This is a genomic window from Pseudomonas sp. SLFW (assembly GCF_009905615.1).
Lineage (GTDB): Bacteria > Pseudomonadota > Gammaproteobacteria > Pseudomonadales > Pseudomonadaceae > Aquipseudomonas > Aquipseudomonas bambusae.
Map to the genome: position 1 here is coordinate 72884 of NZ_JAAAKW010000019.1, position 16541 is coordinate 89424.

17 protein-coding genes are annotated in these 16541 nt (G+C 61.8%); 7 read left to right on the forward strand and 10 right to left on the reverse strand.

Annotation, left to right across the window (positions count from 1 at the left end):
* Positions 1 to 578: 578 nt before the first annotated feature.
* The 4 genes from GVN17_RS24710 (at position 579) to GVN17_RS24725 (ending at position 5268) form a co-directional block, all read left to right on the forward strand.
* Complete coding sequence (locus GVN17_RS24710) at positions 579 to 2210, forward strand: methyl-accepting chemotaxis protein (RefSeq protein WP_166597900.1); 1632 nt, start codon at positions 579 to 581, stop codon at positions 2208 to 2210.
* A gap of 160 nt (positions 2211 to 2370) precedes the next feature.
* The gene (locus GVN17_RS24715; RefSeq protein WP_166597901.1) at positions 2371 to 3255 is read left to right on the forward strand and encodes an urea transporter; all 885 of its coding nucleotides are present in this window, start codon (positions 2371 to 2373) and stop codon (positions 3253 to 3255) included.
* Positions 3256 to 3300: 45 nt separating this feature from the next.
* Positions 3301 to 4158: an ion transporter gene (locus GVN17_RS24720; protein WP_166597902.1), complete on the forward strand. Its 858-nt coding sequence runs from the start codon at positions 3301 to 3303 to the stop codon at positions 4156 to 4158.
* Positions 4159 to 4269: 111 nt separating this feature from the next.
* The gene (locus tag GVN17_RS24725) at positions 4270 to 5268 is read left to right on the forward strand and encodes a sulfate ABC transporter substrate-binding protein (protein WP_166597903.1); all 999 of its coding nucleotides are present in this window, start codon (positions 4270 to 4272) and stop codon (positions 5266 to 5268) included.
* Positions 5269 to 5539: 271 nt separating this feature from the next.
* On the opposite strand, the gene GVN17_RS24730 is transcribed toward GVN17_RS24725, so the two are convergent.
* The 10 genes from GVN17_RS24730 to ccmA form a co-directional block, all read right to left on the reverse strand.
* Positions 5540 to 5965, reverse strand: coding sequence for a hypothetical protein (locus GVN17_RS24730; RefSeq protein ID WP_166597904.1), 426 nt, complete (start codon positions 5963 to 5965; stop codon positions 5540 to 5542).
* Positions 5966 to 6013: 48 nt separating this feature from the next.
* Positions 6014 to 7219: a c-type cytochrome biogenesis protein CcmI gene (gene ccmI / locus GVN17_RS24735; RefSeq protein WP_166597905.1), complete on the reverse strand. Its 1206-nt coding sequence runs from the start codon at positions 7217 to 7219 to the stop codon at positions 6014 to 6016.
* Positions 7216 to 7662 carry a cytochrome c-type biogenesis protein gene (locus tag GVN17_RS24740; RefSeq protein ID WP_166597906.1) on the reverse strand — a complete coding sequence of 149 codons (447 nt, stop codon included), beginning with the start codon at positions 7660 to 7662 and terminating at the stop codon, positions 7216 to 7218. The genes ccmI and GVN17_RS24740 overlap by 4 nt, the downstream gene beginning before the upstream one ends.
* A gap of 212 nt (positions 7663 to 7874) precedes the next feature.
* Entirely contained in the window at positions 7875 to 8411 is a 537-nt protein-coding gene (locus tag GVN17_RS24745; RefSeq protein ID WP_166597907.1) for a DsbE family thiol:disulfide interchange protein, read from the reverse strand.
* Positions 8408 to 10381 (reverse strand): heme lyase CcmF/NrfE family subunit, encoded by a 1974-nt coding sequence (locus GVN17_RS24750; protein WP_166597908.1) that lies wholly within the window; start codon positions 10379 to 10381, stop codon positions 8408 to 8410. Before GVN17_RS24750 ends, GVN17_RS24745 begins: the two co-directional genes overlap by 4 nt.
* Before the next feature lie 3 nt (positions 10382 to 10384).
* Positions 10385 to 10864, reverse strand: a complete 480-nt coding sequence (gene ccmE, locus GVN17_RS24755; protein WP_166597909.1) for a cytochrome c maturation protein CcmE — start codon at positions 10862 to 10864, stop codon at positions 10385 to 10387.
* The gene (ccmD, locus tag GVN17_RS24760; protein WP_166597910.1) at positions 10861 to 11037 is read right to left on the reverse strand and encodes a heme exporter protein CcmD; all 177 of its coding nucleotides are present in this window, start codon (positions 11035 to 11037) and stop codon (positions 10861 to 10863) included. Before ccmD ends, ccmE begins: the two co-directional genes overlap by 4 nt.
* Entirely contained in the window at positions 11034 to 11837 is an 804-nt protein-coding gene (locus GVN17_RS24765; RefSeq protein WP_166597911.1) for a heme ABC transporter permease, read from the reverse strand. Before GVN17_RS24765 ends, ccmD begins: the two co-directional genes overlap by 4 nt.
* Before the next feature lie 156 nt (positions 11838 to 11993).
* Positions 11994 to 12665 (reverse strand): heme exporter protein CcmB, encoded by a 672-nt coding sequence (ccmB, locus tag GVN17_RS24770; protein WP_166597912.1) that lies wholly within the window; start codon positions 12663 to 12665, stop codon positions 11994 to 11996.
* Positions 12662 to 13297 carry a cytochrome c biogenesis heme-transporting ATPase CcmA gene (gene ccmA, locus GVN17_RS24775; protein WP_166597913.1) on the reverse strand — a complete coding sequence of 212 codons (636 nt, stop codon included), beginning with the start codon at positions 13295 to 13297 and terminating at the stop codon, positions 12662 to 12664. The genes ccmB and ccmA overlap by 4 nt, the downstream gene beginning before the upstream one ends.
* Positions 13298 to 13445: 148 nt before the next feature.
* On the opposite strand from ccmA, the gene GVN17_RS24780 reads away from it, so the two are divergent.
* From GVN17_RS24780 to GVN17_RS24790, 3 genes are all read left to right on the forward strand, one after another.
* Entirely contained in the window at positions 13446 to 15080 is a 1635-nt protein-coding gene (locus tag GVN17_RS24780) for a flagellar hook-length control protein FliK (protein ID WP_166597914.1), read from the forward strand.
* Complete coding sequence (locus GVN17_RS24785) at positions 15080 to 15400, forward strand: EscU/YscU/HrcU family type III secretion system export apparatus switch protein (RefSeq protein WP_166597915.1); 321 nt, start codon at positions 15080 to 15082, stop codon at positions 15398 to 15400. The genes GVN17_RS24780 and GVN17_RS24785 overlap by 1 nt, the downstream gene beginning before the upstream one ends.
* 856 nt (positions 15401 to 16256) lie before the next feature.
* The coding region (locus GVN17_RS24790; protein ID WP_166597916.1) for a transposase at positions 16257 to 16541 on the forward strand (285 nt) is incomplete at its 3' end.

Below are 16541 nucleotides of genomic sequence, written 5' to 3' on the forward strand. Positions count from 1 at the left end.
TGTCGGTACTGTGAACGGCGCCAGCGCTGGAAATTCCATCGGCTGATGAGATTTGATCCAAATGAATGTTTCACGCGCGCGTACGAGCAAATGCCTGACGGGGGAATGTAGCGGAGACCGGGATGCATACGCATGCCAAACGGCGTTTTTCGCGGGCATAAAAAAACCCGCCGAAGCGGGTTTGTGCAACACCGTCCAACTTCCTGTTGGCCGCCAGTACCTTGGCAACGGTCGATCATCCTTGATCCTGCAGTCATCCTTTGCTGCAGTTGATGGATCCAATGTACTGCTTCGATGGGATCCAACATAGAGCGAAACGCTCCATATCGTGTAAGCCTTTGGCTATACGTGTAAACATTCTGACGTCATTTTTTGGGCATTTGGCAAACCTTCGAAACACACTCGCCTGATTACCGTAAATAACTTCACAGGGCTCTCAGGTTTGGCTTCGCAGCGCCGAGATGCTTTATGACGGGAATGAATCGCCTGGCCTTGGCTGTGGATGATTTTCCGTCTCGGGGGCTGGTCTCAAACACGCAGCCCGCGTCATAACAAGAACAATGAACGGAGTGACGGTCATGAATATGCGCAACTTCTCCATCAGCCGCCGGCTGTGGCTGATCCTCATCGTCGCTGTGTTGATGTTGTTCACGCTGGCGGTGGCCATGCTCAAGCAAATCCACGACGACCTGTACGACGCCAAGGCGCAGAAGACCATGCACGTGGTGCAGACAGCTGCGGGCCTGCTCGACTATTACCAGGGCCTGGAAACCACCGGCAAGCTGACCCGCGAACAGGCGCAGCAGCAGGCGATGGATGCCATTCGAGGCCTGCGCTACAACCAGACTGACTATTTCTGGATCAACGACCTGCGCCCGGTAATGATCATGCACCCCGCCAACCCCAAGCTGGTGGGACAGGACCTCTCGGGCATCAAGGACCCGGACGGTTTTCAAGTCTTCAATGAAATCGTGGCCGTGGCCAAGGCCAAAGGCGCGGGTACAGTCAACTATCGCTGGCCGAAACCGGGCGCCAGCGAGCCAGTGCAGAAAACCTCCTACGTGTCGCTGTTCTCGCCCTGGGGCTGGGTGATTGGCTCCGGCGTGTACGTCGATGACGTGCAGGCCGAGTTCCAGCAACAGGTAATCAAAGCCGTCTCCATCAGCCTGGGGATCATTCTGTTGATGGCGATCCTGCTGATCGTCATTGGCCGCAGCATCGCCGGGCCACTAAAAACCACGGTCGACGCCATGGCCAACATTGCCAGTGGCGAGAGCGACCTGACCCGCACCCTGGAAACCCACGGGCGCGATGAAATCACACAACTGGCCACCCATTTCAACGCGTTCACCGCCAAGCTGCGCCGGGTCGTCGGGGAGTTGCAGGTGTCGGCGCTCGGACTGGGCCAGGCATCCAACGACTTGGGCAACAACGCCGTGCAGGCGCAAGAACGCAGCCAGCAGCAATCGCTGCAGATGGAGCAAGTGGCGACCGCGGTCAACGAGGTCACTTACGGCGTGCAGGACGTGGCGAAGAACGCCGAACACGCCGCCAGCGAAATGCGCAACGCCGAATCCCAGGCCCAGCAGGGCCAAGCCAATATCGACAGCAGCCTGAAACAGATCGGGCACCTGTCGGGCACCATCGATCAGGCGGTCGAGGTGATCCGCACCTTGTCCAGTGAAAGCACGCAGATCGGCGGGGTGCTGGAGGTGATCAGTTCCATCGCCGAGCAGACCAACCTGCTGGCGCTGAACGCTGCAATCGAAGCGGCCCGCGCCGGGGATCAAGGGCGCGGCTTCGCGGTGGTGGCGGACGAGGTGCGTTTGCTGGCGCAACGCACGCAGAAGTCCACGGCAGAAATTCAGGCGATGATCGAACGCCTGCAAAGCCATTCCGACGCGGCCGTGAAAGTGATCGGCGACAGCAGCCGGTCGTCGCAGTTGACCATCGAACAGGCCAACCTCGCGGGCCAGAGCCTGACCTCCATCAGCCAGGCCCTGCGTAACCTCAATGGCCTGAACGCCTCCATTGCCAGCGCCACCCTGCAGCAATCCCACGTGGTGGAAGACATCAACCAGAACGTGACCCAGGCCGCACAGTTGTCGCAAAGCACAGCGGTGGCGGCCGAACAATCCAGCGCGGCGAGCGTGCAGCTCAAAGGGTTGAGCGAGCAGTTGAATGGGTTGTTGCGGCAGTTTCGGGTTTAATAAGGTTCAAACAAAACTCCGGAATGCTCCGATCCCCTGTGGGAGACGCCGTCGTACCTCCGGCGTCTCCCACAGGTTCGTGATATCCGACCCTAGGGCTTGATTACACCGGTCGCCCGATCCAATATGTATACAATAGCTAAATATATTGAATACATAAATGAGCAACCTCAATCCTGCCCCCTCCTCCCATTGCCCCGACTGGGCCGAAGCGCTGCTTAACGGTTTCAGTCAGGTCTTGCTGCAACGCAGCCCCGTGTGCGGCCTATTTTGTCTGATGGCGATCCTGATCAGCGCACCCCATTCCTTGGGTGGCGCGTTATTGGGCGCGGTCGCTGGGTTGCTCACCGCGCAACGTCGCGGCTATTCCAAGGCCGAGCGGCAGTCCGGGGTCTACAGCTACAACGGCGTGCTGTTGGGCTTGCTGATCAGCTACCGTTTCGATGATTCGCCCCTGTCACCTTTGCTGATCATCGCCTGCGGCGGACTCAGCGCCATGCTGATGCACGTGTGGATGCAACGGGCGCTTCGTGCGTCTTGCCTCAAGGCCTACACCGCGCCGTTCGTGCTGTTCAGTTGGGTGCTGCTGGTATTCGCCGAGCCTGTGCCGAATGTGGGCATGGCCCATTCGGACCTGATCCGGGCGCTGCCACGGGGTCTCGGCCAAGTGTTTTTGCTGGATCATCCGTTGGCCGGTGTGCTGATCGGGGTCGGCCTGCTCATCGCCAATCGCACCGCCGCGGTGTGGGCGGCATTGGGTTGCGCATGCGGCATCGCTTTCGCGTTGTGGCAACAGGAAACCGACCTGGCGTTGCTCGGCCTGTCAGGCTACAACCCGGCGCTGGCAGCCTTGGCGTTCAGCCATGTGCGCCAGAAACCCTGGTTGCCGGGCGTGGCAATCTTACTGGCGATCCTGCTGCAACCGGGTTTTTCCGGGCTGGGCCTGGCGACGCTGACCGCCCCGTTCATTCTCGCTTGCTGGCTGGTGCAGGCTGGCAGTCGGTTGATGCGCCAGACGATCAGCGATCAGCGGTTGCGCTCCTGAACGGTTTGTCACAGGCTCTGCCGACCTTGCACTCGGAAAACCCTCATGGACAGCAACACCGGTTGGCGCGAACAACTGCGCATCATCGTTTTTCAGACAGACACCACCGCCGGTCGGCGCTTCGACAAGGCCCTGCTGCTGACCATTCTCGCCAGCCTCGCCATTGTGATGCTCGACAGCATCCAGGCCATCCATCGCGACTACGCCGACCTGCTGGCCTACATCGAATGGGGCTTCACGTTCGTGTTCCTCGTCGAGTACATCCTGCGCCTGTACTGCTCGCCGCAGCCGCTGAAATACGCCTTCAGCTTCTACGGCCTGATCGATCTGCTGGCCATCGTGCCGGGGATTCTGGCGCTGTATAACGCCGACGCTCAGTACCTGTTGATCATCCGCGTGGTGCGGATGCTGAGGATCTTTCGCGTCCTCAAACTCAGCCCCTATCTGAAACAGGCGAACTACCTGCTGGCAGCCCTGCGCGGCAGCAAGCAGAAAATCATCGTATTCCTGGTGACCGTCTCGACGCTGGTCACGGTGTTCGGCACGCTGATGTACGTCGTCGAAGGCCCTGAACATGGCTTTACCAGTATTCCCAAGGGGATTTACTGGGCCATCGTCACGCTGACCACCGTGGGCTTCGGCGACATCGTGCCGAAAACGCCGGTCGGCCAGATTCTGTCGTCGCTGGTGATGATCACGGGTTACTCGATCATCGCGGTGCCCACCGGCATCTTCACCGCTGAACTGGCCACCGCCATGCGCGGCGATCAGCTCCAGCACGATTGCCCGGTGTGCGCCAAGGACAGCCATGAGCCCCACTCGGCGTTCTGTTCGCGGTGTGGCAACGCGCTGTTTCCGAAAGTCGATGCGATTGCCGTGTCGGACGGCGTCGAGAATTCATAAGCACAGATGTTTTTAATCTATTAAGCGACTGGGGCTTTTCGTTATAGTCGCGGCCATTAGCCAGCCCTTTATTCATAAGAACAATTTCCACACACGACAAAGGAATTCGCAGTGAACAAACTCTTCGCCGCTTCTCTTCTGGCCGCCGGAATGGCCTTCGGCAGCGCCGCCCAGGCCGCGCCTGAATTGCTCAACGTTTCGTACGACGTGATGCGCGATTTCTACAAGGACTACAACGCTGCCTTCCAGAAACACTGGCAGGCCGAGCACAAGGAAGACGTGACCCTGAAGATGTCCTTCGGCGGGTCGAGCAAGCAGGCCCGTTCGGTCATCGACGGCCTGCCCGCTGACGTGATCACCATGAACATGGCCACCGACATCAATGCCCTGGCGGACAACGGAGGGCTGGTGCCGAAGGATTGGGTCGCGCGCCTGCCGAACAACAGCGCGCCGTTCACCTCTGCCACGGTGTTCATCGTGCGCAAGGGCAACCCGAAAGCGCTGAAAGACTGGAACGACCTGGTGAAGGGCGGCGTTGAGGTGATCGTGCCGAACCCGAAGACCTCAGGCAACGGGCGCTACACCTACCTCTCGGCGTGGGGCTACACCCTGAAGAACGGCGGCGATGAAGCCGCTGCGAAAAAATTCGTCGGCCAAGTGTTCAGCCATGTGCCGGTCCTCGACACGGGCGGCCGTGGCGCCACCACCACGTTCATGACCAACCACATCGGCGACGTGCTGGTGACGTTTGAGAACGAAGCCGAGATGATCGCCCGCGAGTTTGGCCGCGATCAGTTCGAAGTGGTCTACCCGAGCGTATCTGCTGAAGCCGAGCCACCGGTGAGCGTGGTGGACAAAGTCGTCGACAAGAAAGGCACCCGCGCCCTCGCCGAAGATTACCTGAAATACCTGTGGTCCCCGGAAGGCCAGGAAATCGCCGCCGCCAACTACCTGCGTCCGCGTGACCCGAAAGTGCTGGCGAAGTACACCGACCGCTTCCCGAAAGTCGATTTCCTCAACATCGAAAAAACTTTTGGCACCTGGCCCGACATCCAGAAGACCCACTTCAACGACGGTGGCGTGTTCGACCAGATTTACCCGGCCAAGTAAACGCACCGTTTAACGCAAAACGGCGACCTCGATAGGTCGCCGTTTTTGTTTATGCCGGATGAATCGCGTCGCTGGCAAACAGCGTCGGAACGGTAGGAGCGGGCTTGCCCGCGATGGCGGTGTGCCAGACCACCCTCTGCCGCTGACACACCCTATCGCGGGCAAGCGCGCTCCTACTGCGATACGGTGGGTCAGCTACTGCGTAAGTAGGCTGGACGAGCGATCGCGAGCAAGCTCACTCCTACAAAGGATCTGCGATCAGCCGTCACGCTCAATTCCCGAACTGTCGGCTCAACCCCGGTGGCACGCCGCTGGAATCGGTTTCCTGCCAAGGGCCGCTCGGCGAGGTGGACCAGGTCCAGCCGTTGTTCCAGCGGTAGTAGGTGCGTTGGCGGTAGAAGGTGTTGGGCACGTTATCCAGCACGTGCACGCCCAGCCTGGCATCCCAATGGCTGTTGCCACCGGGCGGCGGAGCGAAGTTGGCGGAGGTTTTCGGGCCGGACGGGATCGGCGTCGAGGGCGGGGTCTGAGGTGTGGTGCGTGGGGTTCCTGGCTGGGGCGTTGGCGACGGACTCGATGAGCCGCGAGGAATCGTCGGGATCGGTTCAGAACTCTGCGGCCCGGGGCGCTGGACCGCACAGGCGGCGCTCAATGCCACCACCACACTCAACAAGGCAAATCGTGCGACGCGATACATAGGATTCTCTACTGTGTCTGGGCCGCGCGATCAGGATCAGCAAAAACGCTACTGATCGGGGCTGTCGATGGTCAGGGCCTGTCGCGCCGTGACGTTGCTGGGCAACGGTTGGCTGCGACCGATCCACTCTCCGGAAGTGGGCTGGCCTGCGCGGGATACCCGAGCAACCAGTTGGACTTCCGGAAAGTTCGACAGTTTCAGTTGCGGCATCATCGCGTCAGCGTCGGTCAGTTCCACCTCAACGGGCAGATCGGCGACCGTCACGCGTTTCACCGCCAGCGGCGCAGGCGGGCCTGACACCGCGCGGGCAAACACGAATACCGTGTCACCGGGCTGGACCTTGGCCTTGAGCTCGTCGGACAGGGTCACGCGGACCTTCAAATGCGCGCCCGGCGCGGCGATCAGCGTGGCGTCCTGCACCTGGCCGCCACTCTGTACGACCTTTTCGACGGCGCGGGCGATCCCCCCTTCCAGCGCCGGACGCGACGGGTCGTTCGGCGGCAATAACGCGAGCAACCGTTTCCAGTAATCCACGGCGTCCTGGAAGTGCTGGCTTTCGAAGGCGTTGATGCCCTTGAGGCCGAGGCTGGTGACTTCCTTGGGATCGGTCTTCAAGGCCTCATCCGCCAACCCTTGAATCTGCGGGGTCCAGGCTTTGTTGCCCGCGAAATACAACGCCTGCGCCCACTGCCCCAGCAATTCCGGCTGACGCCCCGCCAACGCCACGGCGCGCTCGAACATGTTCGCCGCATCGGCGGGCCGGTCCTGGGACATGTAGGTGCGGGCGAGGAAGTACAGGCTTTCTGCCGAGTCCGGCTGCGCCCTCACTGCACGCTCCAGCCGGTCGGTCATCTGCGCCAGCGAGGTCGGCGGCTGGGCGAATTCGCGGGTCAATTCGACCTTGTCGCTGGCGCCGAAGTGCAGATAGAGCCCCAGCGCCACCAACGGCACCAGCACCGCCGCGAGCAAGGGCAGCGGCGTACCTAAGCGCGACACACGCTCTGCAGAGGCGCCTTCAGTGTCGGCCAGCAACTCGCGCGCCGCCTCGGCACGGCCAGTGTCCATTTGCGCGGCGGACAACACGCCCTCGGCCTGTTGCGCGTGCAGTTCAGCCACGCGTTCCTGATACAGCGCGACGTTGAGGGCGGTGCGGTCTTCTTCCCGCTGTGCGCGACGGCCGCGCAGCAACGGGATCAACAGGAAACCCAAGGCCACCAGCAACAGCAGGCCAGCGGCGAGCCAGAAATCGATCATTCGTGGTTTTTATCCAGCAGGTGGGCGAGGCGCTGACGCTCCTCGTCGGAAAGCACATCGGCATCTTCGGCACGCTGGCCGCGACGACGCACGACGATCACGCCAATCAGCACCGCCCCGCCCAGCAGCAGACCGGCAGGACCAAACCAGAGCAGCCAGGTGTGGGCGTTGAGTTCGGGCTTGTAACGCACGAATTCGCCGTAGCGATCGACCATGAAATCAATGATCTGTTGATTGCTCTGGCCTTCGCCGAGCATGCGGTAAATCTCTTTGCGCAAGTCGGCGGCAATGGGCGCGTTGGAATCGGCGATGTCCTGGTTCTGGCATTTCGGGCACCGCAACTCGCGAGTCAACTCGGTGTAACGGGCCCGCTCGGCGTCGTCCTTGAAGGTGTAAGCGTCGATGGCGGCGTGGGCAGTGCTCGCAAAACCCAGTGCCAACATCGCAGCGGCGAGCAGCCGTCGCCCCCTGTCACTGCATGGCCGATCACAGTTCAAACCTGTGGGAGCGAATTTATTCGCGAAGCGTCCGTACATCCGACCGAGAGGTGTTGCCCGAACCACCGATTCGCGAATGAATTCGCTCCCACAGAGAAATCCTCGGCGCGCCTGGGCCAACGCGGAGTGCCCACAAGTCGAGAGGCGGTGGAGAAAGCTCATTGCTTACCCTCATCCACCAGCCCCTGATATAGCCCGGCCAGTTTCTCGCGCCAGACGGTCTCGTCGATCACGCCGACGTGCTTGTAGCGAATGATGCCTTTGCTATCGATCAGAAAGGTTTCCGGCGCGCCGTAGACGCCCAGGTTCAGTCCCAAACTGCCCGCCTCGTCATTGATGTTCAGCTGGTACGGGTCGTGAAACTCGCTGAGCCATTTCAAGGCGTCGGTGTTGACGTCCTTGTAGTTGACGCCGTAGATCACCACGCCCTGCTGCGCCAGTTTGGTCAGAACCGGGTGTTCGACCCGGCAGGCGATGCACCAGGTGCCCCAGACGTTGACCAGCGCCGGTTTCCCCAACAGGTTGGCGCGAGTCAGTGGCTTGCCGTCTTGCACGGCGGGCAACGCGAATTCCGGGAACGGTTTATCGATCAACGCGGACGGCAGCTCGGACGGGTCCAGGTACAGCCCGCGATACAGAACCACCGCCATGCCGAGAAACAGCACCAGCGGAATCAACAACACCCAACGCTTCATACCGCAGCTCCCGACAGACCCAACGCGTCCCGCACTTTCGCCCGCACCTTGACCCGATAACGCTTGTCCAGCGCCGCCAGCAAACCGCCCAGTGCGGTGATCAGCCCACCGAACCAGATCCAGCGCACGAAAGGTTTGACGTGCACCCGCACGGCCCGCGCACCGTTGTCCAGCGGTTCACCCAGCGCCACGTACAGGTCACGGCTGAAACCGCCGTCGATACCGGCCTCGGTCATCATCGAACGTTGCACGGTGTACAGGCGTTTTTCCGGGTACAACGCGGTGACTTCCTTGCCATCTTGCAGCACGCGAATCGTGCCTTCGTCCGAGGTGAAGTTCGGGCCTTGAACGTGTCTCGCGCCCTCGAATACGAAGGTGTAGCCGCCCAGTTCGACCGAATCGCCTGGGGCCATGCGCAGGTCCCGTTCGGCGCTGTTCTGGCTGGACAGCACCACGCCCAGCGCCACCACGGCGATGCCGATGTGCGCGAGTTGCATGCCCCAATAGCTGCGGGTCAGCGAGCCAGCGCCTTTGATCAGGCCTTTGTGGCGAGTCTTGTCGAGCAGGTCGCGCACGCCTGCCAGCAGCACCCACGCGGCCAGCATTACAGTGGCGAGCACCGCCCAGTGGAAATCCGTCATCGCGAAACCGGCGATCACCGCCAGCACGGCACTGCCGACCAACACCGGCGCCAGCATGCTCATCAGCCACTTCACCGGGGTGTCTTTCCAGCGCACCAGCACGCCCACGGCCATGACCACCATCAACAACCCCATCAACGGCACGAACAGCGCATTGAAGTACGGCGGGCCGACTGACATCTTCGCCCCGCTCATGGCGTCAAGCACCAGCGGGTACAGCGTGCCGAGCAGAATCATCGACGCGGCCACCACCAGCACCAGGTTGTTACCCAGCAGCAGGGTTTCCCGCGACCACAGGCCAAAGCCGACGTGGCTTTTCACCACCGGCGCGCGGATGGCAAACAGCGTCAGCGAACCGCCCACCACCAGCAGCAGGAAGATCAGAATGAACACGCCACGGGCAGGGTCAGACGCAAACGCGTGAACCGAAGTCAGCACACCGGAGCGCACGAGGAAGGTGCCCAGCAGGCTCAGGGAGAACGCTGCGATGGCCAGCAACACGGTCCAGCTTTTGAACACGCCGCGCTTTTCGGTGACCGCCAGCGAGTGAATCAGCGCAGTGCCCACCAGCCACGGCATGAACGAGGCGTTTTCCACCGGGTCCCAGAACCACCAGCCGCCCCAGCCCAATTCGTAATACGCCCACCATGAGCCGAGGGTGATGCCGATGCCGAGGAATGCCCAGGCGACGATGGTCCACGGGCGCGACCAGCGTGCCCACGCCGCGTCGAGGCGACCGCCGAGCAACGCGGCGATGGCGAAGGCGAAGGCTACCGAGAACCCGACGTAGCCCATGTAGAGCATCGGCGGGTGAATGATCAGGCCGGGGTCTTGCAGCAGCGGGTTGAGGTCGCGACCGTCCTGGGGAATCTGCGGCAGGATGCGGCTGAACGGGTTGGAGGTGAGGATCAGAAACAGCAAAAAGCCGATGCTGATCATGCCCATCACCGCCAGTACCCGCGCCAGCATCACCTGCGGCAACTGCCGGGAGAACACCGACACCGCAAAGGTCCAGCCCCCGAGAATCAAGGCCCACAGCAGCAACGAGCCTTCGTGGGCACCCCACACCGCGCTGAATTTGTAGTACCACGGCAAGGCGCTGTTGGAGTTTTCAGTGACGTAGCCCACCGAAAAGTCGTCGACCATGAACGAATAGCTCAGGCAACCGAACGCAAACAACAAAAACGCGAATTGCCCCCACGCCGCCGGTTGCGCCAGGCCCATCCACACGCGGTCGCCGCGCCAAGCGCCAACCAGCGGCACGACGGCCTGCACGACGGCGAAGCACAGGGCCAGGATCATGGCCAGATGGCCGAGTTCGGGAATCATGGTTTACCCCTGTTTGGCGGGTGTGTAGGACGCGCCCGCCGGTGCGTTCGGTGCAGATTGACCGCTATCCTTCAACGCCTTGGTGACTTCCGGCGGCATGTATTTCTCGTCGTGTTTGGCCAGCACTTCATCGGCGACCACCACGCCATCGGCATTGAGTTTGCCCAGCGCGACGATGCCCTGCCCTTCGCGGAACAGGTCCGGAAGAATGCCACGGTAGGTAATGGTCACCGAATTGTTGAAATCGGTGACCACGAAGGTCACGTCCAGCGAATCGGCGGAACGTTGCAATGATCCTTTCTCCACCATGCCGCCAGCGCGAATCCGCGTGCCGTGGGGCGCTTCGCCGCTGGCAATCTGGGTCGGGGTGTAGAACAGATTGATGTTCTCTTGCAGGGCGCTGAGCGCCAGGGTGACCGCGATGCCGACCCCAGCGAGAATCGCCACGATGATCAACAGTCGCTTTTTTCGCAGCGGATTCACGTGTTGCTCTCCCGGCGTAAACGGCGCGCCTCTTGTTGCAGGTAACGCCGACGCGCCAATAACGGTGACGCGACGTTGATCGCCAACACGGCCAGACAAATGCCATAGGCGGTCCAGACATACAGACCGTGTTTGCCCATGGCCAGAAAATCGCTCAAGGAATCGAAGCTCATTGACCGCCCCCCTTGCGCAGATTCTGGCCGAGGGCTTTCACCACTTCTTCCTTCACCCATGCGGCACGGGACTCACGCTTGAGCACCTCCAGACGCATGCGCACCAGCAACACGGCGCCGAAGAAGCAATAGAAACCCAGCGCGGTGAACAGCAACGGCAGCCACATCTCGGCGGGCATCGCCGGTTTTTCGGTGAGGCTGAAGGTCGCGCCCTGGTGCAACGTGCTCCACCACTCCACCGAATATTTGATGATCGGAATGTTCACTACGCCGACGATGGCCAGCACCGCGCACGCTTTCGCCGCGCTTTCGCGGTTGGTGATGGCGTTGCCCAGCGCGATCAGGCCGAAATACAGGAACAGCAGGATCAGCATCGAGGTCAGCCGCGCATCCCAGACCCACCACGCGCCCCAGGTCGGCTTGCCCCAGATGGCCCCGGTCAGCAGCGCCACGGCGGTCATCCAGGCGCCAATGGGCGCGGCGCATTGCAGCGCGACGTCGGCCATTTTCATCTTCCACACCAGCCCCACCACGCCGCAGACCGCCAACATCACGTAGCAGGACTGCGCCAGCATCGCCGACGGCACATGGATGTAGAGGATGCGGAAGCTGTTGCCCTGCTGGTAATCCGGCGGCGCGAAGGCCAGGCCCCAAACCACGCCAATGCCGATCAGCAACGCGGCGGCGATGCTCAGCCACGGCAGCAGACGGCCGCTGATGCCATAGAACCACTTCGGCGAACCGAGCTTGTGGAACCACGCCCAACTGATGCCGCTTTTAGCCTTGGCGCTTGTGTTCATCACGCTGCCTTTTCATCACGCTGCTTCTCATCAAAATGCGTTTCATCACGGTGGCTTGCCTGTTCAGGCGCTCCTTTTAACTGAAGCGTCCTGCCTCGGATATTAACTATTTCAAGTGCGGGCGACTAAAAAGCTGTCCGGTCGATCAGGTTCTGATTATTCGCCAACACTGATTTTCAAGCCAGCGGCAATTGCAAAAGGTGTCAGGGTTATCGCGAGCGCCGTCAGGCTGCCAAGCCAAAGCAGATAGCCGGTCGCTGCCATGCCCTGAAGGGCCGCCTGCAAGGCGCCGCTGCCCAGAATCAGCACCGGGATGTACAGCGGCAGGATCAGCAGCGCCAGCAGCAGGCCGCCGCGCTTGAGGCCGACGGTCAACGCCGCGCCCACCGCGCCCAGCAGGCTCAACACCGGCGTGCCCAGTAACAATGACAATAGCAACACCGGCAGGCACTCACCCGGCAGGCCGAGCATCAGCGCCAGCACTGGCGCTAGCAACACGAGTGCCAGCCCGGAAAACGCCCAGTGTGCCATCACCTTTGCCAACACCAGAAGCGGCAAGGGGTGCGGCGAAAGGACCCATTGCTCCAGCGAACCGTCTTCGAAATCGCTGCGAAACAGCCCGTCCAGCGACAGCAGCACCGAGAGCAGCGCCGCGACCCAGACCAAGCCAGGGGAAATCGTCTTCAACAGTTGCGATTCCGGCCCCACCGCCAGCGGAAACAGCGCAATGACAATGGCGAAAAACACCAGCGGGTTGAGCAGTTCGGCGGGACGGCGAAACAACAGGCGGGCTTCGCGGGCGATCAGCAGGGTGAACACGTGGCTCATGGCGCCCACTCTCCCAGATTCAGGTCGCGATAACCGGTCGGCGTGTGGTTCAGCGTGTGGTGGGTGGTCAGCACCACGACGCCGCCCTGTTCACAGTGATCAGCGAGATGGGCCTCCAATTGCGCCACGCCCTGCTTGTCCAGCGCGGTGAACGGCTCGTCGAGCATCCAGAGGCCGGGGCCTGGCAGGTACAAACGGGCCAGTGCCACCCGGCGCTTTTGTCCGGCAGACAGCGTGTGGCACTGCACATCTTCGAAACCCCGCAGTCCAACCGCTTCAAGGGCGTGCCAAAGGGCGTCGGTGTCGGCACTCTGATGCAGGGCGCACAACCAGGTGAGGTTTTCGACCGGGGTGAGCAAGTCCTTGATGCCCGCAGCGTGACCGATCCACAGCAGGTGCTGCGCGAGTGCGTGGCGTTGCCGGGCGAGGGGTTGACCGCCGAGCAACACCTCGCCTGCCGTGGGCTGCATGAGGCCGCTGAGCAGGCGCAACAGGCTGGTCTTGCCGCTGCCGTTGGGGCCGCTGATCTGCACCATGTCACCCGCCGTCAGGCGCAGGTCGAAATGCTGGAACAGCAGCCGCCAGTCGCGCTCGCAGGCCAGGGCCACGGCTTCAAGAACAGGGATCGGCATGAGGTCCTTCTTTTCGGATGACAGGGGCGCGCGGCGGTTCAAGTCGGGGTCGGCGCGGCCGTTATACTGGTGGCAGCCTGACGGGCCACCGAATACATCGGGGCAGGATTATGCCAGTTCATGCGCACATTTACCGAGTTGGAATTCAATGACAGGCGATATACCCAATCTATCCCCCGTCGCCGCCGCGACCGCTCTACTGCGCGCTGGCGTGCCACCGGGCGAAGTGCTCAAGCTCATGGAGCCGCGAGAAGGCCTGCTCAATTCCGGTCAGGTGGCCAATGCCGAGGTGGTCAGCCTCAAACAGCTGGGCCAGGATTTCCAGTTGCTGCTCAAACTGACCATGGACAACGGCCGCCAGACCACCCTCCCCGTCAGCAGCAGCCTGCCGCTCACGCCGGGCACCACCGTGAACGTCGCGCAAGGCTCGGCGGACACGCTGACCATCAGCGTGCAAGACCTGCAGAAAGCCATCACCAACAGCCTGACCAGCCTCGACACGCGCCAACTGCCCCCTGGCACCCTGCTGCAAGGCAAGGTACTGACCACGCAGGTGATGGCCGATAACGTGGCGCAACTGACGGGGCAATCCACGGGCAGCGCGGCGACTCAACCCGCCACGTACCGCTCCATCGTGATGCTGCTCAACACCGCACTGGCGGGCAGCAGCCTGACCCTCGACAGCCCGCAACCCTTGCGTGTGGGCAGCCTGCTCAGCGCTCAGGTGCAAAACAGTCAGGCGCTGAATTTCATCGCCATGCCCAACCGGCTCGACGAACTGGCGCTAGCACAGCAACTGTCGACCCAACAAAGCCGCCAAGGCTCGCTGCAAAGCCTGCTCACCGCGTTACAGAATCTGCCGCCACCGACTTCAGACGCCAGCGCGGCCGACGACCTGTCGCCGCAGCTGCGCGCCAGCATCACTCAGTTGCTCGACGACCTGCCCGACCTGCCGCAGATGACCACCGCCAAAGGGGTGGCTCAGGCGCTGAGCGCCAGCGGGTTGTTCATGGAGTCGCGCTTGCTGGCCGGGCAGGACCCGACGCTGGTCCCGGACATGAAGGCCAACCTGCTGAGGGTCATCGCGCAAATCCTGCCGGGGCTGCCGGGCAATGTCAGCTACAACGACGCAGCCGCCGCCAACACCCTCGCCCGCCTGATGCCCAACGTGATCCGCAATGCCTTGGGTACGCTGGGGCTGGTCGCTGCGCCGAAGGTGCCGACCAACTTCCCATTACCGTCGCGCACGTTGGCCAACGCGGAGAACAACGACGACCTGGAAATCTTGCTCAAGCTCGCTGCCGGTGCGATCTCCCGCCTGCAAAGCCACCAACTGGGCGGCCTCGAACAGACACGGATGAACGCCGACGGCACGCAAGTGACCACCTGGCAGCTGGAAATCCCCATGCGCAACGCCCACGACATCGTGCCGTTGCAGGTCAAGGTTCAACGTGAGGACACGCCTGATCGGGAGGAGACTCCCGAGACCGCCACGCAAGAGGTCAAGGCTAAAGAGAAACTGTGGCGGGTGGACCTGGCCTTCGATCTGGAACCGCTCGGGCCATTACAGGTTCAGGCGCAACTGGTCGGGGGCAGCCTGTCCAGCCAGATGTGGGCCGAGCGCGAAGGCGCGGCGGAACTGATCTCCGGCGAACTCGACAGCCTGCGCGCAAGGCTGGTGGCCTGTGGCCTGAACGTGAAAGAACTGGCGTGCAACCGGGGCGTTCCCGCCCAAGGCAGCCGCACCGTGCTCGAACAACGCTGGATCGACGAGAACGCCTGATGACCACGCCCGACCAAGCCCCCCGTCAGGCCATCGCCCTGAGCTACGACGGCCACCAGGCCCCGACCCTCACCGCCAAAGGCGACGACGCCCTTGCCGAAGCCATCCTCGCCATCGCCCGGGAATACAAAGTCCCGATCTACGAAAACGCCGAACTGGTGAAAATGCTCGCCAGAATGGAACTGGGGGACAGCATTCCTCAGGAGCTTTACCTGACGATTGCCGAAATCATTGCGTTTGCCTGGCGACTGAAAGGGAAATTTCCCGAAGGGTTCGACCCTGATCCGCAGCCGGTGGAGCGGGATATCACACCGCGTTGACAGGATCGTTGGCTGGACCGCCGCTTTCGCTACCGTCGTAACCTCCGGCGTCCCCCACAGGATTTTCTGCGTCCCCGGAATGTGTGCCCGTCCGGGATCTACTGTGGGAGTGAATTTATTCGCGAAACAAGTACAGTCGATGGAGATGTGTTGGCTGTACCGGCCATTCGTCGGAGTGCCGCCCAGAATGAATTCGCTCCTACAGGGGGATTGGGGCGTGACACGGAGTGTGTGCACGCCCGGGATCTACTGTGGGAGCGAATTTATTCGCGAAACAAGTACAGTCGATGGAGATGTGTCGGCTGTACCGACCATTCGTCGGAGTGCTGCCCAGAATGAATTCGCTCCTACAGGGGGAATGGGGCGTGACACGGAGTGTGTGCATGCCCGGGATCTACTGTGGGAGCGAATTTATTCGCGAAACAAGTACAGTCGATGGAGATGTGTCGGCTGTACCGACCATTCGTCGGAGTGCCGCCCAGAATGAATTCGCTCCCACAGGGGGGATTGGGGGTAGAACAGAGATTGCGTCGCTACCCAGCGCCGCGAAGAGCGTTAGCTCCAGCCCGAGTCGCTGTTGCTCTTCACACACGCCAGTCCAGACAACGCAGAACGCGACTTGGGTGCAGGCCGAGCGCAGGAGGCGCGGAGTGGGTCGAGCGGCAGGGATGCCGCGAGAGCGCCGCAAGGACATGGATGTCCGTTCGGCGCGGGCCCACGGAGCGTCGCCGGAGTGAGGGAACCCGAGGAACGAGGGCCAAGCCAGGAGCAGGGCCTTTTTGGTTACTTTTTCGGCTCTCCCTCCATGTCAGGATAGTTGTCGCCTCTTCATAGCTGGAGAGCGTAGGACTATCACATGAAACAACGTCGCTATACCGCAGATGAAAAAGCCTGGGTGCTCCAACAGATGGCTCCTCCCATCAGTCGCACGGTCGTTGAGATGGCCAAGCAAACCGGGATCACTGAGGTCACATTGAGAATGTGGCGTAAAGAGGCCGGAGCCCGAGGAGTGCAGATGCCGGGGACAGGTAAGCGTAATGGGCGCTGGAACAGTGCCGATAAATTCAAGGCGGTGTTGCAAACCGCATCGATGAGCGAAGCAGAGATCTCCGAATACTGCCGCAGTGCAGGTATTTTACCT